The sequence below is a fragment of the Peribacillus sp. NPDC096379 genome (assembly GCF_044762875.1).
In the GTDB taxonomy this organism is placed as follows: domain Bacteria; phylum Bacillota; class Bacilli; order Bacillales; family DSM-1321; genus Peribacillus.
This window is the reverse complement of record NZ_JBIWFD010000001.1, coordinates 371,956-392,402: the sequence shown is the minus strand read 5'-3', so window position 1 is coordinate 392,402 and position 20,447 is coordinate 371,956. Positions and strand designations below refer to the sequence as shown.

At 37.6% G+C, this 20,447-nt stretch carries 19 protein-coding genes; 5 read left to right on the top strand and 14 right to left on the bottom strand.

Annotated elements, in window-relative coordinates:
- Positions 1-121: 121 nt before the first annotated feature.
- Positions 122-2,365, top strand: coding sequence for an MMPL family transporter (locus ACIQZI_RS01995; protein ID WP_403068721.1), 2,244 nt, complete (start codon positions 122-124; stop codon positions 2,363-2,365).
- Between the two features lie 86 nt (positions 2,366-2,451).
- Here ACIQZI_RS01995 and ACIQZI_RS01990 read toward each other — a convergent pair whose 3' ends face one another.
- Positions 2,452-2,607 carry a hypothetical protein gene (locus ACIQZI_RS01990; RefSeq protein ID WP_403068718.1) on the bottom strand — a complete coding sequence of 52 codons (156 nt, stop codon included), beginning with the start codon at positions 2,605-2,607 and terminating at the stop codon, positions 2,452-2,454.
- Positions 2,608-2,775: 168 nt separating this feature from the next.
- Between ACIQZI_RS01990 and ACIQZI_RS01985 the strand changes: the two genes are divergently transcribed.
- Entirely contained in the window at positions 2,776-3,204 is a 429-nt protein-coding gene (locus ACIQZI_RS01985) for a YugN family protein (RefSeq protein WP_403068715.1), read from the top strand.
- A 469-nt stretch (positions 3,205-3,673) separates the two neighbouring features.
- Here ACIQZI_RS01985 and uvsE read toward each other — a convergent pair whose 3' ends face one another.
- Positions 3,674-4,639 carry a UV DNA damage repair endonuclease UvsE gene (gene uvsE / locus ACIQZI_RS01980; protein WP_403071986.1) on the bottom strand — a complete coding sequence of 322 codons (966 nt, stop codon included), beginning with the start codon at positions 4,637-4,639 and terminating at the stop codon, positions 3,674-3,676.
- A gap of 204 nt (positions 4,640-4,843) precedes the next feature.
- Here uvsE and ACIQZI_RS01975 point away from each other — a divergent pair, with 204 nt between their 5' ends.
- On the top strand, positions 4,844-5,341 hold the full coding sequence (locus ACIQZI_RS01975) for a staygreen family protein (RefSeq protein WP_403068712.1): 498 nt from the start codon (positions 4,844-4,846) through the stop codon (positions 5,339-5,341).
- A 401-nt stretch (positions 5,342-5,742) separates the two neighbouring features.
- A complete protein-coding gene (locus tag ACIQZI_RS01970) occupies positions 5,743-6,369 on the top strand; it encodes a hypothetical protein (RefSeq protein ID WP_403071983.1) in 627 nt (208 codons plus the stop codon).
- Positions 6,370-6,622: 253 nt separating this feature from the next.
- Here the strand turns inward: ACIQZI_RS01970 and ACIQZI_RS01965 are convergent, their stop codons facing one another.
- The 5 genes from ACIQZI_RS01965 to ACIQZI_RS01945 form a co-directional block, all read right to left on the bottom strand.
- Positions 6,623-7,510 carry a mechanosensitive ion channel family protein gene (locus tag ACIQZI_RS01965; RefSeq protein ID WP_062176449.1) on the bottom strand — a complete coding sequence of 296 codons (888 nt, stop codon included), beginning with the start codon at positions 7,508-7,510 and terminating at the stop codon, positions 6,623-6,625.
- A gap of 297 nt (positions 7,511-7,807) precedes the next feature.
- A complete protein-coding gene (locus tag ACIQZI_RS01960; protein WP_403068709.1) occupies positions 7,808-8,197 on the bottom strand; it encodes a sporulation protein in 390 nt (129 codons plus the stop codon).
- A 21-nt stretch (positions 8,198-8,218) separates the two neighbouring features.
- Positions 8,219-8,374 carry an FbpB family small basic protein gene (locus ACIQZI_RS01955; protein WP_403068706.1) on the bottom strand — a complete coding sequence of 52 codons (156 nt, stop codon included), beginning with the start codon at positions 8,372-8,374 and terminating at the stop codon, positions 8,219-8,221.
- Between the two features lie 306 nt (positions 8,375-8,680).
- Positions 8,681-10,090, bottom strand: coding sequence for an amino acid permease (locus tag ACIQZI_RS01950; protein ID WP_403068703.1), 1,410 nt, complete (start codon positions 10,088-10,090; stop codon positions 8,681-8,683).
- 526 nt (positions 10,091-10,616) lie between these two features.
- Positions 10,617-11,012, bottom strand: coding sequence for a winged helix-turn-helix transcriptional regulator (locus tag ACIQZI_RS01945; protein ID WP_082674944.1), 396 nt, complete (start codon positions 11,010-11,012; stop codon positions 10,617-10,619).
- A gap of 98 nt (positions 11,013-11,110) precedes the next feature.
- On the opposite strand from ACIQZI_RS01945, the gene ACIQZI_RS01940 reads away from it, so the two are divergent.
- Positions 11,111-11,740 (top strand): nitroreductase family protein, encoded by a 630-nt coding sequence (locus ACIQZI_RS01940; protein WP_403068699.1) that lies wholly within the window; start codon positions 11,111-11,113, stop codon positions 11,738-11,740.
- A gap of 100 nt (positions 11,741-11,840) precedes the next feature.
- Here the strand turns inward: ACIQZI_RS01940 and ACIQZI_RS01935 are convergent, their stop codons facing one another.
- From ACIQZI_RS01935 to ACIQZI_RS01905, 7 genes are all read right to left on the bottom strand, one after another.
- The gene (locus ACIQZI_RS01935) at positions 11,841-12,344 is read right to left on the bottom strand and encodes a GNAT family N-acetyltransferase (RefSeq protein WP_403068696.1); all 504 of its coding nucleotides are present in this window, start codon (positions 12,342-12,344) and stop codon (positions 11,841-11,843) included.
- A gap of 626 nt (positions 12,345-12,970) precedes the next feature.
- Positions 12,971-13,864: a phosphate ABC transporter permease PstA gene (pstA, locus tag ACIQZI_RS01930; protein ID WP_403068693.1), complete on the bottom strand. Its 894-nt coding sequence runs from the start codon at positions 13,862-13,864 to the stop codon at positions 12,971-12,973.
- Positions 13,865-13,868: 4 nt separating this feature from the next.
- Complete coding sequence (gene pstC, locus ACIQZI_RS01925) at positions 13,869-14,744, bottom strand: phosphate ABC transporter permease subunit PstC (protein WP_403071980.1); 876 nt, start codon at positions 14,742-14,744, stop codon at positions 13,869-13,871.
- A gap of 200 nt (positions 14,745-14,944) precedes the next feature.
- Positions 14,945-15,814, bottom strand: coding sequence for a phosphate ABC transporter substrate-binding protein (locus tag ACIQZI_RS01920; protein WP_403068690.1), 870 nt, complete (start codon positions 15,812-15,814; stop codon positions 14,945-14,947).
- 17 nt (positions 15,815-15,831) lie between these two features.
- Complete coding sequence (locus ACIQZI_RS01915; protein WP_403068687.1) at positions 15,832-17,613, bottom strand: stalk domain-containing protein; 1,782 nt, start codon at positions 17,611-17,613, stop codon at positions 15,832-15,834.
- A 1,036-nt stretch (positions 17,614-18,649) separates the two neighbouring features.
- Positions 18,650-19,894, bottom strand: a complete 1,245-nt coding sequence (gene fabF, locus ACIQZI_RS01910; protein WP_403068684.1) for a beta-ketoacyl-ACP synthase II — start codon at positions 19,892-19,894, stop codon at positions 18,650-18,652.
- Positions 19,891-20,433, bottom strand: a complete 543-nt coding sequence (locus ACIQZI_RS01905; RefSeq protein WP_403068681.1) for a TetR/AcrR family transcriptional regulator — start codon at positions 20,431-20,433, stop codon at positions 19,891-19,893. The genes fabF and ACIQZI_RS01905 overlap by 4 nt, the downstream gene beginning before the upstream one ends.
- Positions 20,434-20,447: the final 14 nt, after the last annotated feature.

The window sequence follows — 20,447 nt, the reverse complement described above, 5'->3', positions numbered from 1 at the left end:
ATTCTCCCCTAACTTATCAATATAAAAAATAGTATAGCACATTCTTCAATTTGTTCTTGATTAATTAACTGACTGGTATATATAATTAATAATAATCATTCAATTGAAAAGGTGGTTCTTTATGAAAAATCCATGGTATTTATATGGAACATTCGTTGGAGGTTTAAAGACTCGCTGGATTACGCTGGTAATATGGGTGCTTCTAACCATCGTTTTATCTTTTACTTGGCCAGCGATCAATTCAGTCGAAGATGATACGGCAGCAGACCTTCCTGATTCATCCATGTCACAACAAGCGGACAGACTCATCAAAAAGGAATTTCCAAACGATGCTGGAATCCCCGTTCTTATCGTATGGCACAAAGATAACAAGCTAAATAATCAGGACTATCAAGCGATTCAAACTGTTTATAAGCAGCTAAAAGATAAACCATTAACAAAACAATCGACTTTACCACCATTTGATACGATTCCCGAACAGGCACTTTCGCAAAGTGTTTCAAAGAATGGTACAACTCTAGTCACTCCGATATTTTTTGACAAAAATGCTGGAACGGAAACTCTTCAAGGTAATATGGATGAACTAAAGAAAATAGTAAAGAGTACATTGAACGAAGATCCATTTAAACGAAAGCTATCTGATTCTGGTTTACATGTTCGGTTATCCGGGCCTGTTGGTATTCAAACGGATGCTGTTAGTTTATTCAGCCAAGCAGATGTCAAATTATTAATTGCGACTGTACTTCTTGTTTTAGTCCTATTAATTCTTCTCTATCGCTCACCTGTTCTGGCAATTTTACCGTTAATTGTGGTTGGCTTTGCTTATGGTATCATCAGTCCAACTCTTGGTTTTTTAGCGAATAAAGGCTGGATCACAGCTGATGCCCAAGGTGTTTCCATTATGACAGTGCTATTGTTCGGAGCTGGAACGGATTATTGTTTATTCCTCATTTCCAGATATCGAGAATTTTTGCTTCACGAGAAAAATACATTTAAAGCCTTACAACTTGCCATGAAAGAATCCGGCGGGGCTATTTCGATGAGTGCTCTAACTGTCGTGATAGGATTAGGTACATTATTGCTTGCTCATTTCGGTTCTTTCCATCGGTTTGCCGTTCCATTTAGTCTCGCCGTTCTATTGATGGGGATTGCAGCATTAACACTTCTTCCAGCTTTGCTTGCCATTTTTGGAAGGGCAGCATTTTACCCGTTTATTCCAAGAACGAACGAAATGACAGACGAATGGGCTAAAAAGAAAGGGAAAACAATTAAACTTAGAAAATCACAAGGGGTCTTTAGTAAGGCGCTTGGCCGACTCGTGACCCGACGTCCATGGACAGTGATCATTACAACGCTCATTCTACTTGGAGGATTGGCTGCCGTTGTTCCACGTATTCAATATACGTATGATTTATTGGAGTCTTTTCCTAAAGACATGCCCTCAAGGGAAGGGTTTGATTTAATCTCTGATCATTTTTCTCCGGGTGGATTGGCACCTCTCCAAATTGTTGTTGATACAAACGGAAAAGACATCTCTTTAAAAAAAGAATTGGAACAACTTTCTTTCGTAGCGGAAGTGACTGAGCCCGTGAAAGGAAAATATAATCATCAATTGCAAATGTACGAAGTGTCCTTGGCTGAGAATCCCTATTCCATTAAAGCGTTGAGTCGGATTCCGGAGCTAAGAAGTCATTTGAAAAAGACGTTAACAAACGCTAGTGTCCAAGATACCGAGAACCATGTTTGGATTGGTGGTGAAACTGCCTCATTATATGATACAAAAGTAATAACAGAACGGGATGAATCTGTTATTATCCCTGTTATAATTTGTATTATTTCATTATTGTTGCTGTTATACTTACGCTCTATCATTGCCATGATTTATTTGATTTTAACTGTAGTTTTATCATACTTTTCTGCACTAGGTGCGGGCTGGCTTATTCTTCACTTCGGGCTTGGAGCCCCTGCCATTCAAGGGGCAATTCCTTTATATGCCTTCGTCTTCCTTGTTGCATTAGGTGAGGATTATAATATTTTTATGGTTTCGGAAATATGGAAGAAAAAACAGACTCAAACTCATCTTGATGCTGTTGCGGGCGGAGTGGTTCAAACCGGAAGTGTGATCACTTCGGCCGGTTTAATCTTAGCTGGAACATTTGCTGTTTTGGCTACTTTACCTATTCAAGTGCTTGTTCAATTTGGCATTGTTACAGCAATTGGTGTGCTATTAGATACATTTATCGTTCGTCCACTTCTCGTGCCTGCGATTACCGCTGTTCTGGGTCGATTCGCTTTCTGGCCAGGTAAACTTTGGAAGAAGGATGACTTATCGCAAAAGTATAATACAGATAATAATATGGAGTAAATCCGTTGCATCTAAAATCCCGAGGATAGTTATATTTCCTCGGGTTTTATTATGCAAAGGGCTGAAATGATCACAATAAAGGCTTATCAACTATTTTTGTAAGCCTCTTTAGCGTTTGGATCAGGTTGTCCGTAACCGGTAATCTTTCCTGCATGTTCTTCATGATACTTCGATCCTGAACCCGGTTGATTGCCGGATTGCCTTCTTTGTTTCTCGCCATTAGTACGTTGCTGGTTTGACAATATAAGCACCTCCCTTGTTCATTAGGATTTGTTACCCCCTTGAAATTATTCGAAGCATGCTGAAAGAGAGATAATAACATTTTCGGAAATTCTCACTGAAGGTCCGGTATTTTATTCACTTTTAAGTTAAGACTAGTAACTGACATTTAATATGGGAGTGAAGGAAATTTGTTTCAATTACAGACAGAAATTGAAGGGAAAAGGGCGTATTTTGGTACAGTTCGTGATATCTTCCATTCTTACGGATGTAGTTTTTGCAGTAATTTTGATTATGAACAAGGGAAATTCGACGCATTGTTATGGCGTGATAGAGGGGAGTCTATTTATCTAAGAGTCCCCATTCATGTTTTGGATGGGGCTTTAGATCATCCTAGTGCATTGATTGAGTTTGGAAAACCTTTTGTTATCAAGCATGTTGTCAATTTTGGGCTTGATCATGATGAAAATTCATTTCTAACTGCTACTACCGGGCTTGATCAATTTCAAACACCATTGGATAATGACGACTATATCCATGATAAAAGCAGATGGGCTAAAGCCGGAGAAGAAACAATTCAACAAGTCTATCGTTCGATCAATGGATTATTAGTTTCCTAATGACACACCATGAAAACAACAACGGAAAAGGGCTGTCCCATACCGAAAGGATCAGACCCTTTTCCATTCATCTCGTGAAGTAGCGTTGTAAATAATAAACATGCTCTTGATCTTCAGCTAATATCTCTGCGATTAATTGCTGCCTTTCATGATCGAAATCCTCTCTCACGATTTCTGCCGACAACATCCCATAATCCCCCTTCCCCTTTATTACACTCTCCATAATTCTAACCAAGGTTTCAGGAATCATAATTTGACTAAAAAACCTTGCACTGATCCAATCACGCCTTCATCACCAACCAGTATTCCCAGATTTTGAATCCTTTCCTCAACTTTTAAGGCGTGGTTTTTATGTTCTTCAAGGGGAGCCCGTAGAAAACGAACGCCTGCAGCAGAAAGCAACAGCCATGATTAACAGAGCTTTTGTAAAAAAACGATTTGTAAATCATTTACTTCATTGGCCCATCATTCATTTTAAATGAAAAGAAGAGCCATCAATTATTTCCACATCATCCCTCGCTTTAATCTCCTCCATTAAACTAAAAAGTGCTTCGTCTTTCTTTTTCGCTTCAATCATACAGTCAATTTGCTTAATGCTGCCTTTAATTTCTTTTAGAAACTGAAAGAACATGTTCACATCAATAAAATCAGCATGGTGGCGAAATGCCTGTTCGCTTCTCGGACTAGAAATATGCATTTTCACAGGGAGAGTAGAATGCTTCCACGTTTGGATGACTCGGTTCCAATGAATTTCCCAATCAGCATTCCGATGGTGAGCAAGATGATGGTGATAATCGAAGACAAGAGGAATATCCAATTTTTCACATAAATAAAGAGTATCCTCTAGCGTAAATGAAGTATCGTCATTTTCAAGCATAATCATTTTTTGAATCGATCTTGGGACGACCATCCAATTATCTATAAATCGTTCAAGCGATACATCTGTCTCCTTATAATTACCGCCCACATGCATAACACAGCGATGAGTCGGTTCAATTCCCATCCTTTTTAATAATAAATAATGCATTTTCAACGTTTGAATGGAGCTTATTAAAACCTCTTTCTTCATGGAATTAATGAGAACAAAGTGATCCGCATGAAAATCAATTCTTATTTCGTGTTCTTTTGCAAAATCACCAATCTCATGCAGCAGTTGATGCAGGGGCTTCAGATAATTCCAATCAAGAAGTTCTTCATGGTTGGCCAGAGGGATTAGACGAGAAGATAAACGATAAAAATGGATATCGGATTCTGCATTATGCCTTAGAATTCTAAGTGTATTTTGTAAATTCGATAATGAAATACGTTCCAATTTGCGAACAGCAGCTTCCCTGTCAGCAATTTTCTGGAATTGCTTAAATGTCATGGTTTGCGAGGGAGATGCGTTCTTTAATTCCATGCTCATTGCTACATAACCGAGCCGTACAATCGTCATTTTTTGCACCTCATTCCAAAAAGTAGTTACTCTTCCCATTCACCAGTCAATCCCTACACTGGATATACGTGAAGCGACATCCCAAAACGGATCCATGTTTCTCCTTCATTACAGTAAAACTCCAAGGATGCATTTACCAGTTTAACGCATCTTTTAGAACCAATTATTTTTTTTAACATATGATTCCATATCATTATCTTCTTAATGAAAGAAGTGGTCATCATGAGTACATTTAATGCCTCAAAGTTAAGTACTACGTTTTTGGCATCTACCACTGAATGTCTGCCTGTTGATGGTCGAAAATATACGCTGACGCATTCTGATGCTACTGGGAAATTATTTTTAAGTATTGGCAATCACTATAACCTTCCTGCCATAAATGCAAAAATCCGAGATGAGGTTTTAGCAGAATGGATCTCGCAATATGAGCAGTTTATATGTAAAGGCAAAGTGTATGTAAGTGGAGGAGAATTCGATGAACATTCCTCTAAACAACGCTTTATAATTTTTCAAAGAGAAATCAAACTTGCCTTAACTGCCATCTTTTACGGTGATCGTAGATTGTTCAGCTATTATCCACAACTGCTGGATTCCGCCATCTTGATTCATTTTGACTCCATTTTCCCTCAATATAATCAAGTTCTTTACTATGGTACCCCACGTCAATATTTAAATCCCATCTTTTTTCCAGATGTTACTTAGTGATTCGTTGCCCTTGACGCTTTGCAAAACCCCAACATGAAAATATAAAAACACAGTTCATGTTAAATCGCATTTTCTATTTATCCAGTTTTTACAGTTTTAATAATAGCAACAAGATGACAGTTTAGTGCCGCCGTTAGACTGTTTACTGGATTTAATATAAAAGGATATTCCTCCATCTAAATAAGATTTAAATAAAGTTTACGAACACAGCATTGTTGTACAGAAGCACATTATTGCTTTACAAACAGGCGAGCCCTTCATTTTCATTAGAAAGAAGCACTAGTTTATATAACATTTGTCCAATCTCCTTTAACTCCATGCTCATATATTGAAAAAGACAAGGAGATGAGAGAATGACTCACGATAAACATTTAAAAAATAACCATATACTTCCTCCTATGGAATCAACGGATGAACACATTGAAGAAAGAGCACAACCTTCAGCATCATTACAAGAATGCGTCGATCGTGCCTTCCGAATCCCGATTTTTTTAAGTACGACTAATACCCTTAATACCAAACAAGGGCGATTTCTAGATCGACTTATCTCAGAGATTGAGCAAGCCTTACTTTTTCCACGGACATTGCCTAGTAGTGAACAGTATCCCGAAACAATTTTGACAAGCATTCGTCGATTGGTTTTATCGAGTTATGGATTGTTAGCAATAAACTTTCGACGATTTCTCGTTGAATTCATTGACACCAATGTAGGACCATTACCCTCAACTACTCCATTTTGGGAGGGGTCCGTGTTTTTGCAAATTGAACCATCGATGGCTTTTCAACATGGTCTACCCATATTATTAGTAAGAGAAAAAGGTACGGACGTAAATAATGGAATTTGGGCAGGTGGAATCGCTCCACTCAATACATTTATAGAGTGGGATTCTGAAAATCAAACCGTTGATCAATTCTTTAATAGTATTCAATGGCGGGAGGCCTTTGCCAACTGGAGTGCAGAGGTTAGGAATGGTTATTTCATACAGACAGAACCAAAATTCAAGTATGGCTGCAACAATATGTAGGGCCTTATTTACCTGAACATGAATATCCTCCATACCGAACCGACTAAATGATATATTTCAACCTCTTCCCATATTCCGTATTTTTTACTTCGAAATAAAAAGAACCTTGCACACATATAGCAAGGTTCTTCGTATTATGATATTTGGCACCCAAATTACTTGTGTAATGTAACGTTTTTTGTCTAGTAGAATCATGAAACTGATTTTACGATGCTATATTCTTTAAGCGGAGCTTTTTCATAAGTATACAAATTCACTCATTCGCCGAGAAATATTGCCCTTCACTTTTCTCAGATTGCATCATTAAATTGGCTGCCGGCATCTGTACCTCATTGTCATAAAAAACAGACATCAGTTCGAATCTTACATCTCGTGAAGTTTGAAAATAGTCCTCAGGGTTCACCAAGCCTACGATACAAAGTTCATAGCCGAGATACTTTTGATTTGGATTTAAATTAGTAACGCCAATATACCGAAAATCCTGTTCAGGCTCTCCATCCTCTAATGGTAATAAACTTTGATGATACTTTTCATTACAAATTTTACACACTTCCTCTAACAAGAGCTCCATTCGTCTTGGGTCCTCCTGATAACTTACAGTAACCCTTTCGATTATACGCATTCTTCCTTTATTATAATTCTGAATCGTCCTAATTTCTCCGTGAGGAATCGTAAGAAGCTTACCCGACCACTCACGAATCTGCATAAAACGGATCCCAATTTCCTCAACCGTACCTGAACTTGTTCCGTTAAACGTGACAAAGTTGCCAACGCGAAATTCATTATCAGATAATCGAGTGACGCCAAGTAAAATGTCCTTCAACATTTGCTGTGCAGCAAAACCAATAATTACCCCAATAATCCCCGCTCCAGCAAGTAATCCTTTTAGATCGATGAATTGTCCAATCAAGTAGATAATAAAGACTGTCACGAATCCGTATCTTAACGTTGAACGAATGACACTTTGTATCGTCTTTTCAATTTCTTCTTCAAAAAATGTAGATTTTCCGAAGAACCAGGCCACCGTTCGGTTTATGATATAGGAAAGGATTATTAACACTAATCCCAATAATATTAATTTTAAAATTAAAAAATCATCTATATAGTCTGATATTTTTTTTGTAAAAGTTAAAATACTCACATTTTCACCTCAGTAGCATGAAATCCATTATCAGCGACTATCTTTTTAATGTTAGGCTAAGCCGATGAATTTATCCTTGTTTTAACCGGCTGAAGTACTCTTATTAATGATCATTCACTTAATTACGTTGACTAACAATTCAACTATATAGGTTGAAGACATGTTCTCAGTTTTATTTTCATTCTGGATCGATACAACTCGTTGGCATCTAATTTGCAATTTCCGATCGTAATGTTGATCTTCGGTATCAAAGAGATGGTATCGAGATGGGATGCTTCCTTCTACATCCCACTACTTTTAAATAATCTGAATAAGATCCGAATCTTTGCTGGCCATCCCTTTATCAAAAGTTAGCCTTGTTTTAAATTGATAATCCATTCCTTTAGGTGAAGGAAAAGTTGGCAGCTGAAAGAAAAACGGGATTTCGTTTACTTCTTCTGCGGCAATATCTCTTGAAGACAAGATCATCGTTGTATCGATTATCGTCTCTGTACCCTTGACATAATCAAACATGATCAAATCACACTCAATTCGTTTCATTTGTTGTTTTATCGTACCACCTTTTATCAAAAAATACCCTTGAATAGATTCTCCAGGATGATATATTTCTTTAGGTAAGATAAGATCAATTTGCGCTGAACCGATCCCTAATAGTGACATCGATTTTCTTAGTATCAAAGAATGCACTCCTTCATTTTTTATATCGATTTATTTAGAATTAGAATATTTTTCATCCATTTGCTTTTCAATTTTTTCAAGTTTTGCTACATCTTTAAGAATGGCTTCTCTATTTTTTCTAATTAATTCAGTTAATGATTGGACTCTTTTTTTCACTAGATTCTCACCTCTATTCATTTTTTTCATCACTAGATGAATCGCTTAGTTGAATTGAAAACAAAAAACCTTTACCCGAAAGGTAAAGGTTTTTGAATACGTATAAAGACCTTTACCAATAGGTAAGGTCTGGCTAACAACGTTATGTTGCCAACAAAGCCGAGAGTGTAACACTCCGTAATGACGACCTTGCTGTAAAAGCTACTCCCCTTAGGAGAAACTATTCAACTGTATATAGCTATCTTAAAATAAAGTTATAGAGTTTGTCAATTTTTTATATTCGCGAAAGAGCAAAGGATCACACCCTTATGAGACATCCTCTTTTAAAATCATTACTTAGACTTCGTTTTCCTTTACTGCAGCAACTGGTTTAACCCATTTATAGAAAAATAGACTGCTCAGTAGCAGAACAATTCCCATTGAGAAGGTTTTCAGATCGGCTGTTCCTGCGTAGATCACCCAGATAGAGTAAAGTAATGCAAAAGCAGCAATGATACCATCTGCGATTCTTCCTTTCCCATCTGCATATGTGTCACCTGTTATTACCAATTTCAACTGAAAAAGCGATGAGATCAGATAAGGGACTAAATAAGAAAGGGTCGCAACAACGATCATAAACTGAAAGGCCGCTGAAATCGAACTCGAAATGGTTGAGAAGATGAACAGTTGCCCAACTGCATTCGTGACAATCATCGAGAAAACCGGCATACCGTTTTTATTCGTTTTCAAGAATTGAGGCATAAACATGCCTTGCTTTGCAGCTTGATAAGGTACTTCTGCACTGAGCATAATCCAACCAATCGTCGAACCGAAAAAGCTGACCAATCCGATAGCAGCGAGAATTTTCCCGCCAACCGGTCCCGTTACGGTTGAGAAAGCATCTATCAATGGCTTTTCGGATGTGACTAATTGATCATGTGGTAATAAGCCCATAACAAGCGTACTGATGCCAATATAGATGGCAAGCGCAATGAATAATCCCAATACAGTGGCACGCTTCACATCAACTTGTCGTTTCGCACGTGATCCGAAGACAACCGCTGATTCAACTCCAATAAACGCCCAAAGAGTTATCACAGCTGCACTATTCACTTGTCCAAGCAAGCTAACTGACTGGCCGAGCTCATTAACAGTTGGTGCGACAAATGGCATAATATTGGCTTTTTCGAAGGCAAATAAACCAATCACAATAAACAAGAAGAAACTTACTACCTTTGCTGCCGTTGCAATAAAGTTTATTTTACCAGCTCGATTAGCTCCTTGTAGTACGATGAAATGAACACCCCATAACAGAACCGTACATACGATAAAGGTTAACGCATTTCCAACCTTTAACGTAAAATCACCAAAAGTGAATAATTCCGCCTGGCTTACTAAAATCGGGAAGAAAGTCGATAAATAGCCGGCAAACGATGTAATGACCGCAATATTTCCGATTAGGCTCCCAATCCAATATCCCCAAGTTGACATAAATCCTGATAAAGTTGACATCTTGCTACCAGACTTAAATAATTCCTTCGCATAAAGCTGCGGTCCGCCTGTTAAATGCGGTTTTCTAAGCGAAAGATTTCCAAATACTAATGCAAGGATCAGTACACCAAATCCGGTTACAAGCCAAGCCGATACAACTCCGAGGGGGCTTGCCACTGAGCGTAAGGATCCAGGCAACATAAAGATGCCCGTACCAACCATATTTCCAACGACAAGCGCCGTTAATATCCAAAACCCAAGTTTTTTTGTACTCATGTAAAATCTCCTTTTCTAAGTTGTTTGATTGCATTGTAAGGAGACGATTTCTTGTCAATTATATGCAAAACGAATGAGATATTTATTCAATAACTCGTATTAATATAAAAGCAGCCACAACAAAAGTCAATGGAATAACCGACCTTCAGAATTGGGTGAAAAATAAGTTAAGTATCGTTTATCTGCCAAAGAAGCAACTTAGTGTTAGAACGCTTCGATTTAATTTGAAAGAAGGCTTAATAAAATAGGAAAACTAACTAAAATAAAGAGGCAAAGTGTAACAGTAATTTTATAGATTTCTACTCAAACTCCAGTTGAGCTTGTTATTCAATTGGTAACGCTGTTTTAAGTTAACAATGCATCGCCCCTGTGTCCTTCCTAGGAAAAAGAGTCTCAGATAAAAGCGGCTTTCTCCAATTAAACAAGGGCTCAATATTGTTGCCCTTTGAATTAGAAACAATTTTAACATCATATAATGTAATTTCTAGACAAAAAAAAAACAGAATTCCCGCTTTGAGAACCCTGCCTAGTCATTTTCTATCTTATTCTGAAGTGCTTCACGCAATCCAATCCAGTCTCTTACCGCAATAATGACTTCCTGTAAAGCTAGACCGCTCGGCGTTAGTTCATATTCCACCTTCTTTACGGACGATTCTAGGAAGTTTTTCGTGACGAGCCCCTCTTTGACCAATTCATTCAGTCGTTCTGTTAAGAGTCTATCGGAAATTCCAGGAATACTGGCGACAATTTCATAATAACGCTTCGGTCCAGACATTAATGTATAAATGATTACACCCATCCATCTTCTACCAATAAATTCAATCGTATCGTGAAAATTACTGCAGACATGTGATGAATTCTTGCAATTGTATGGCTGATTCAATAAAATAAGCCCCCATTCGAATTTTCTATCTTTAATCATAGCACGAAACTTTATGGTTGACGCATCAAACTTACTAATGGTAAGTTATATTCAACAACTTATTATTAGTAAGTTTATATACCTAGGAGGCAACGACAATGACTACATCAACAAACTCAAAATTATATGATCTAATGACTGCAAGGAAATCTGTAAGAGTCTACGATCCTAATTTTCAAATAACCAAAGAAGAAATTGAGGACATGTTGAAGCAAGCAACAACAGCTCCTTCATCAAGTAACCTGCAACCTTGGAGCTTTCTTGTCATTCAAGATCAAGACGTAAAGAAAGAACTAAGAGCAATCGCATTTAACCAAGCACAAGTCGAATCTTCATCTGCAGTTATTGCCATTTTGGGTAATAGCGACATGTATAAAAAAGTAGATCAAATATATACACAAAATGTAGCAGAAGGCCATATGGATGAGTCAACCAAAGAGCTAATGATTGCAAATACGAATGCTACTTATCCGAAAGCTTCAAAAGATGCAAGAATGAATATCGCGGCTTTCGACGCTGGACTTGTTTCCATGCAATTGATGCTGATCGCTAAGGAAAAAGGCTATGATACGGTAACAATGGGCGGCTTCGATAAAGCGAAATTCACAGAAAGATTCGAGCTTCCAGAACACATCTTCCCAATTGTTCTAATCGCATTAGGTAAAGCAGCTGCGCCAGCGCACGGATCTTCCCGCCTGCCGTTGGAAGAAGTTGCAAAGTTTATTTAATTCTAGCCTCTCCATTCCTAACGAAACCGCTAGACAATTCAGCGGTTTCGTTTTTAGGTTAAGTGATGTCGAATCGCAAATTTTGAATTTAACTACAACCTTATAAAAATAAAACCATATACTCCTCATCTAAGTATACATCGCCTAGTTTCAGTGCTTTTTCTTCGAGACCAAACACCTTGAAACCGAGATTTCTATATAGCTTTTTAGCACCTTCATTGCTTGCAACGACTGATAAGTTCAATTTTTCAATTCCCCGAACGTTCCTCGCAAAGTTTATGGCCTCACTCATCAAAGCTTTTCCCACCCCAAGACCTTGTTGATTCTTTTTAACGAACATGCCAAAAATATCTGCTCGGTGCCGCTGCTTTTCGCGCATTTCTTGAACAAGTGTCACAATACCAACCAGTTCACCATCTACAAAGGCACCAAAAGTATAACTGCCTTCTGCTTCAAGTCTATCTTTAGCTTCCTGAATCGGATCTTCTTTCGCAATTGCCTCCTCATAACTTGTAGCAAATGCTTCGGGAAATGCCTGAAATGCTTCTAAACGTAACGTCCAATATTTTTCTGCATCTACTGCTCTCAATATACGAATATTCAAATTTCTCCCCCCTTTTACCCCCAGTTATTCTAATGAAACTTCATCTTCTTTTCCTCGATTACATCTCGTACTTGCTAACTATCATTTGTATACCTACATAGATACTAATCTTATCTTCGTATCTTAGCTTCGTCTAATGATTTATCACGAATACTACTACCCTCTTTAATAAAGTGAAGCTTCAATCAGTGGGGGTTTTTCTTCATCCCCCACTGATTGTGAGGCCCGTTCTAGAGTCGCTAATATCTTTCGCTCCGCTTCGATAAAGCGGCTCTACGAACCCGATTCAATGATTCACAGACTAAGCAACGTCTGTGTGACCCACATCCTGTGGGCCTCAACTAAACCTCTGCTCACGCATTGGTAAGTTTCACTGTATCTCACCAATCGGGATCTTACATTAAAAAGCGAGGCGACTGCCTACGCTTCTTCAATTCTCCTAAACCTTGAGGTGAAGGTCTTACTGCCCATTAATGCGGGATAAATATTCTACTCCTTATCCATCAATTAAAGTATATTTAGAAATTAATGCAGAAAACTAAAGGCTTATTCTATCAATATCTTTTCAAAACTATAAAAGTCAGTTCCTCAAGAATTCTTGAATAACTGACTTGATTATACTACTCTTAATGTTTCCACATTCTAAAATCACGAAATAAGAGTGGCAGTCTTATGATCATATTAATAAGCAGGATGCATAGAATCATGACGGCTGCAGAGCGGTCGGCAATTTGTTTAGCATCTTCAACAAGGGCTTCTGATTGGACATACCATAAATGAACGGGCAATGTACCTCCTTGAGACATTGGATTAAAATCCCACATAATGCCTGAGGTACCTGTTCCACCAGCTAACAGAATGACAGCTGATTCACCAAAAGCCCTACAACCGGCTAGAGCGCTTCCCGTAATAATACCTGATAATGCTGCCGGAATAATCACTTTCCAAATGGTTTGTGATTTTGTGGCTCCTAACGCATAAGATGCTTCCCTTAACTCAGTCGGAACTGCTTGAATCGCTTCTTCAGTAACCCTAGTAATTACTGGTAGATTTAGTAACGAAAGAGCAATCCCAGCTCCCAATATCGTTAAGCCAATTTGAAAAACATCGACAAACAGTACATAGCCAAATAAACCAAAGATAATTGAAGGTACAGAGGCAAGGCTTTCTACACTTGTTCGGATGAATCCTGTTAAGTGATTTTTTGGTGCATATTCTGCTAAGTAGATGCCTGAGCCAATCCCTATTGGAAGAGACAGGATCATTGAGATTAGAAGAATGTAAATGGAGTTGAATAGGAAAGGGCCTACTCCACCTCCAGCCTCGATTTCATCAGGTAATCCAGTGAGGAAATGTAACGATATTCCCGGAAGGCCATTCCATAATATCCGAATCAAAAGAAAAGTAACTAATAATAGAATCATACTAGCAACTAACCAAAGGCTGTATGTAAAGATTTTATCCATGGCAACGGGACTCTTTCGCCTTACCACATATTTTCTAAAAATCTGTTCATTCATGAGGTTACTCTCCTTTTCCCCTAATTCTTCTTATTATAAGAATCATGAGGGAAGAAATGATTAACAATAAAAAAGCCATCATGTATAAGGCGTAATTCCAAGTTGAATCAAATCGTACATCGATAATTTGCATGACGATATTACTTGTTAAGACTGCTGTAGGCGTTAATAAATCGCCAGGAATTTGCGCCGTATTTCCGATTACCATTACAACAGCCATTGTCTCACCAATCGCCCTAGCCATCCCAAGTACCGTTGCTGTTAAGATTCCTGGTTTCGCAGCTGGTAGAATAACCCGAAAAATAGACTGAAAGCGCGTGCTCCCTAGTGCATAAGCAGCTTCACGCAAATCTTTAGGCACAGCTGTGATTGCATCATCACTAATTCTTGTGATCGTCGGCAACACCATAACCGTCAGGACGAGTGATGCAGCAAGCAGACCGTCTCCCATAATTGAACCCGTTATATTTCGTAAAAGTGGAATGAGCAATGTTAGTCCTAAATAACCGTAAATAATGGAAGGAATTCCAACTAATAAATCTAGCATTGGCCGAAGTATCTTCTTTACCCAATCTGGTGCTACCTCAACAATAAAGACCGCTAAAGCTAAAGAAAGCGGAACAGCAAAACACATCGTTAAGGCAGTTAGTGACAACGTTCCTAAGATAAAAATCGCTGCGCCATATTTTCCATCATACGGTTCCCAAGTTGTTGAAAAAAAGAATTCCATCACGGATACATCCTTAAATACAAGCAAACCAGTCTTCCCAATGAATAGAACGATACAGAAGAGAACGACTCCTAGCATTAAAGCACTAAGTAAGCAAAATATAAAAAACAAATAATTTCTAACGTACTTTGTTCTGGCTTTTATTTTCAATCCATGAACAGGTAAGTAGGCTGATGATTTTATATTCCCTTCTAATTTCACCTTAAATCCCCCTGGAATAAAGTAAAAAAGATGACTTAAAAGGGGGTGATTCCCTCATATGAAGATGATTAAAATGAGCATCTTCATATGAGGGGTCTGACCCCATACTAGGTCATCCTTCACTAATCTATTATTTATCAATGAAACGATTATTTCATTTGGCTTAGTGGAATAAATTTCAATGTTTTCAATGAACCATTTTGAAATTTACTTGATTGGATGTATTTAATGAATTCAGCGTCTGCACCTTTTGGTTGGCCCTTAGTCAATAAATAGCCGTAAGACCAAACAGGATATTTACCATTCACAACGTTTTGAGTAGTAGCAGCCACACCATTATAACTTACAGCTTTAACATTTCCTTTAACATAAGCTAAATCTGTATAGCCAATTGCATTTGGGTTAGATTCTACTGCTGCTAACATTTCACCACTTTTTCCAACTTCTTTATAATTATCGCCTTTTGACATAAAGCTAGCATTTTTCAATGCTTTCGCTTGAAAGTTGACGCGAGTTCCTGAACCGTGCTTTCTATTTACAACAACAATCTGTGCATCTTTACCACCAACTTGTTTCCAGTTCGTGACTTTCCCAGCATAAATATCTTGTAATTGCTTTGTTGTTAAGTTTTTTACAGGATTAGATTTGTGAACGATTGTTGCAAATGGAATAGCTGCAATCTTATGAGCAACTAGTCCTTTAAATGCTGAAAACCCTTGTACCGCTTTAGTAGCATCCCAGTCACTTGCTCCAATTGTCGCTGCACCTTTCAAAACAGACTGTGGCCCAGCAATGGAAGAAGAACCTGAAACTGAAACCGTTACTTTCGGATTTACTTTCTTAAATTCCTTTGCAGCTTGTTGAGTCAGTGGTAGTAAAGCAGTCGAACCTGCAATTGTGATTTTCCCTGATACTGTAGATGCTGCACTTGCTTTTGTAATAAACCCTCCAAATGAAAAACCAATGAACATGATAATTGCCATTATTGCTACAGTAAAGCGTTTTACATTTTTCGTCATTTTATTTCGCCCCTTTATTATTTAGTTACTGCTTCAAAGAATCCGTTCTTCACAACCATTAACACATCGCCATTTTTCCCTGGTGATGTAACAGCCATTCTTTTTCCATCTATCGATACAGAGAAGGAAGTAAGCTCTAATTTTGTTTGTGCGACTTTCGTTAATGCTTTCGTGGATGCATTCACTTCATAAATCACTTGATATCCATTTTTTTCAGCTACTAAAATGAATAGCTTACCTTGTGCAGTAACAACGGTTTGGATGATGTCCTTATTCGTGACTAACGGTAAAACTTTGTTACTTTGATCAATCATGTATAAAACGGGCATTACATTACTGTCAGTTGAGTAACTAGTATACACAATATTTCCATTATTCAGTAAATTAACAAAAACTTTATTGTCTTTTGTAACTGTTAATTGTAAAGGCTTAAGTTCAGCCGCATTTAAATCCAGTGAAAACAACTGTGGTTCCGTATCCGTTAAGTCGATATCCGATACGTCCGTATTATCTGAGTCTGTATAATTGGTTTTAGCTTCATTTGACACAGAATAAATCAGCTTTTGCCCGTCATTGGAAAGGTGCAGGTCGGATTTATATTTGAAAGCATCCGCGTAAACTTTTGTTAATGCACCGTCTTTCACATTCACGTTATAGATTTTATCTGTATCTTTTCCATTAAAGAAATACACTTTATCTTCATTTTTAGACCAGACAAATTCGAATTTTTCGTTATCGTCCAGATCATTCAAAATAACCGTTTTATTCGTGGTCAAATTGGTTAGATAGATGATTCCCTTTTCGTCCGTATAAATGGCACTTTTCCCACTTGGTGAAACAGAAACTTCTGTGCCACTGATTTCAAGTGATGACTTCTTACTATCAACATTAATTAAGTAATTTTTCGCACCTGATGTCGTTTCGTTACCGGCTAGGACTGTTGTATTGTTAACCCACTGTGGATTGAATGTATCACCGCTAATTAATCCCGAAACTGAAATGAATGGTCCGTTTTGAGTAGTGACCAATTCCCCTCCAATTATTGTAGTTAAATCTTTTAAATCCGCATATACAATACCTTTTACTTTGATTGGGTAATTCCCAATTTTTATTTTCTTGCCATTTTGTGTGACCGTATTTTCTAAAATTTTAAAGCTGCTTGTCTTTCCTTTTTGTTTGATTGTGACCAGATTGTTCTTATCCGTATTTACAGTAGCCGCATACCAATTTGCAAGATCTGAAACGGAGTATAACGACTTACCACCAATCATTACGGTACGGATTTTTTTAGGATGCCCATCCACTTGCAAGGATGATGTTTGCCATTTAATTGAACTAGCTGTTGATACTAACAATCCATTGTCCAGTAATAGATCTCCCCCAAATGCCTGTATGAAAGATTTCGCTTCAACGAACAAAGAATTCCCTACAATTTTCGGTGCAGCATTTAGCTTTACTTCTTTTCCATTTATTTTTGTAGACCCTTTACTGGCCACTACCACGATGCTTACCTTTTTAGTACCAGTTTTTTTTGAAAAAGTGAATGCTTTTGACTTTTTTTCATAGCTGACTGTTGCAGACATTAATTTTGCTAGATCACTAGCAGAGTAGAGCTTTTGCTTATTCGATACTGTGTATTGAATATCTCTCAATTGTCCATTTACCAATACTTTTTCTTTACTGAACTCCCCTTTTTGTTGAACCGATGCAGCACTCACCTCATGTGGCAAAATAGGTGTGACTACACTTCCAGCTAACACAGATGTTGCAATAATAAGCGTTGATAATTGTTTTTTCATCCCTTTTCCTCCATCTTTTTTCTAGGACTATTGATCCAAACCTAACAAATCCTCCTTTTAAAAATTAGGAAATCTAGTACATTAGTAATTATAATTAACTATTGTTAACTGATTATTAAGAATTATGAGAAACCAAAGGTTTATTGCTGTTTTTTGTTAATAAAAAGTAAATTTTTCCACCCCTATACTCACGAAATTAATAAAAGGTAACAAATAATCACCACATTAGCTTTAAATAAGTCAGTTCTTTTCCGCATGTACAATAGTATTATTTTCTTGTTCATCACATGGATTCTCTTATATAATTCTTTTCATATAGTATTATTTGGAAATGATAACTTGAAACATCTCTATCTTCTTCGGAGAAAATAACTTGCACTGTTTACCACGGAGTATTACTTAAACGAACTAGATTCCATGAGCATTTTGGGATGGGATCTAGTTCGTTCGAAGGTGCTTTTTACTCGTTAATAAAGGAGCATTTTTTTTTGCTCCCGTACATTTTTCTTATTTGTGTATACGACATTGACATTCTATCTATTCTCACTTGTTCCATCGCGTACATATACTATTTTTTATGTTGAGCTGAGTTTGATATTTCTACATTTCTTATAGCATCTCTAAATTCACCATTCCGAATTAAAATTTTGTATTTTTTTCCCACACCCTTTACACCAGCACTTTTCCTACTATAGTCGGACTATTAAAACGATTAAATATTATATGGGATTGGATTGATAAAATATTATCTTTGTAATAAAAATCCTTTTATTTAGCACTTCGCTCCACTTAAAAACCTTGAAAGGCAGAAAGCCAATCAAGGTTTTTTAAAATTATTTTGATCTATAATTTCATCTACAGAAATACCAGATCTATCAGGGTTTCAACAAAAAGTTCCCCATCCATGTAAGTGATGCCCACTAATCAAAAAATAAAGGTAAGCAAACATATTATGCATACCTAATATGTGCCTACCTTTATTGATTTATAAATTTTGAGTATAAAATGGACCTATTTCACTCAGAACTCTCATTTATTACCGTTCATTTTCCGTAAACTTCTTAAACACTAGCACGGCATTATGTCCACCAAATCCAAAGCCGTTAGAAAGAGCATAATTTACTGTTTCTTCTACAGCTTGATTCGGAATGTAATTTAGGTCGCACTCTTCGTCCGGCTCTTCATAGTTAATTGTTGGAGGTAAAATCCCTTCCTGGATACTTTTCACTGTGATGACACCTTCTACACCGCCAGCTGCGCCGAACAGATGACCTGTCATGGATTTAGTAGAGCTAACTTTTAGCTTGTAGGCGTGTTCGCCAAATACATGCTTAATCGCATTCGTTTCAGACTTGTCCCCTTCAGGTGTGCTCGTTCCGTGTGCGTTGATATAATCAATTTGTTCTGGATTGATTTTTGCCATCTGTATCGCTTTTTCCATTGCTTTAGCAGCACCTAAGTAATCAGGAGAAGTAATATGATGCGCATCTGTCGAGGATCCGTATCCAACAATTTCTCCTAAAATTACAGCGCCTCTCTTTTTGGCATGCTCATATTCTTCAAGCATTAACACACCTGCACCTTCAGACATAACGAAACCGTCGCGTTCCTTATCAAACGGTCTGCTTGCCTTTTGGGGTTCTTCGTTTCGGGTGGACATCGCACGCATACGTGAAAATCCTGCAAATGACAGTGGATTTATCGTCGCTTCAGCGCCACCAGCAAGTATCGCATCTGAATAACCATGATGGATGTTCAAAAAAGCCTCGCCAATCGCCTGATTACCAGTCGCACAGGCAGATACCGGTGAGAAACTTGGACCAGCAAACCCAGTTTTTATGGCAATGATTCCTGATGCCATATTACTAATCATCATCGGTACCATAAATGGTGACACTCTTCTCGGCCCTTTTTCTAGCAACGCCTTATGATTCTCAAGCGTCGTATCAATCCCGCCAATACCTGAACCGACGTAAACACCGTACCGGTCATTCGTCTCTGTCTCCAAAACCAATCCTGACTGATCAAGCGCTTGCTTTGCTGCAGCATATCCATATTGAATAAATCTATCGTATCTGCCGATTTCCTTATTATCTAAGTACGACTCTGGCGCAAAATCGTCAATATATCCGCCAATTTGTGTATTAATCCCATCAAATTCGTCTGATGTGATTTTCTTTATTCCTGATTTACCTTCTTTTATATGATTCCAAAATGTATCTACATCATTTCCTAAAGGGGATACGACCCCATACCCTGTTACAACAACTCTTCGACTCATTGCAATATCTCCTCCAATTGATAACTTATTGTCTCCATTATTTCCCCACCAACTGCTCGTCTATACTGCAACGCGCCTTTCATAGCGGATAATAATAGGATTGCCTTGGCTTCATTTTTATTTATATCTTTATGTACGTTTTGAAGTAATTCAGCTACACAGCCTAATTCTTTTTTCGTTACATCTTGAACAGATTGCTTGAGGATTTCAGGTAAGTACGGAAAATCCGCTTGAAACGCTGAAATTGGACAAATCTCATCTACATCAATGTGAGAAATCCTCATTCTAAAAAACTCCATCGGCTTTTCTTTCGGATCAATATGCATACCATTAATGGCTAATATCATTTGATCCAACCCGGTTTCCAGCCTGTCACAAACAGCAAGCCCTAAACTCTCTTTTTTTTCAAAGTGGTAATGAATACTTGCTTTCGTCAAACCAAGCTCTTTTGATAGATGATCATAGCTGAAAGATAGATAGCCTCTTTTTTTTATATGCACTAATGCCCTTTCAATGATTTGTTCTTTTCTATTTTCCATATCTACACACTAAC

Coding starts and splice junctions, on each gene's coding strand:
- ACIQZI_RS01995 (WP_403068721.1), top strand. CDS start 122: ATGAAAAATCCATGGTATTTATATGGAACATTCGTTGGAGGTTTAAAG.
- uvsE (WP_403071986.1), bottom strand. CDS start 4,639: ATGACGATTGTACGGCTCGGTTATGTAGCAATGAGCATGGAATTAAAG.
- ACIQZI_RS01975 (WP_403068712.1), top strand. CDS start 4,844: ATGAAAGAAGTGGTCATCATGAGTACATTTAATGCCTCAAAGTTAAGT.
- ACIQZI_RS01970 (WP_403071983.1), top strand. CDS start 5,743: ATGGAATCAACGGATGAACACATTGAAGAAAGAGCACAACCTTCAGCA.
- ACIQZI_RS01955 (WP_403068706.1), bottom strand. CDS start 8,374: ATGAAAAAAATGAATAGAGGTGAGAATCTAGTGAAAAAAAGAGTCCAA.
- ACIQZI_RS01950 (WP_403068703.1), bottom strand. CDS start 10,090: ATGAGTACAAAAAAACTTGGGTTTTGGATATTAACGGCGCTTGTCGTT.
- ACIQZI_RS01945 (WP_082674944.1), bottom strand. CDS start 11,012: ATGATTAAAGATAGAAAATTCGAATGGGGGCTTATTTTATTGAATCAG.
- ACIQZI_RS01940 (WP_403068699.1), top strand. CDS start 11,111: ATGACTACATCAACAAACTCAAAATTATATGATCTAATGACTGCAAGG.
- pstA (WP_403068693.1), bottom strand. CDS start 13,864: ATGAATGAACAGATTTTTAGAAAATATGTGGTAAGGCGAAAGAGTCCC.
- ACIQZI_RS01920 (WP_403068690.1), bottom strand. CDS start 15,814: ATGACGAAAAATGTAAAACGCTTTACTGTAGCAATAATGGCAATTATC.
- ACIQZI_RS01915 (WP_403068687.1), bottom strand. CDS start 17,613: ATGAAAAAACAATTATCAACGCTTATTATTGCAACATCTGTGTTAGCT.
- fabF (WP_403068684.1), bottom strand. CDS start 19,894: ATGAGTCGAAGAGTTGTTGTAACAGGGTATGGGGTCGTATCCCCTTTA.
- ACIQZI_RS01905 (WP_403068681.1), bottom strand. CDS start 20,433: ATGGAAAATAGAAAAGAACAAATCATTGAAAGGGCATTAGTGCATATA.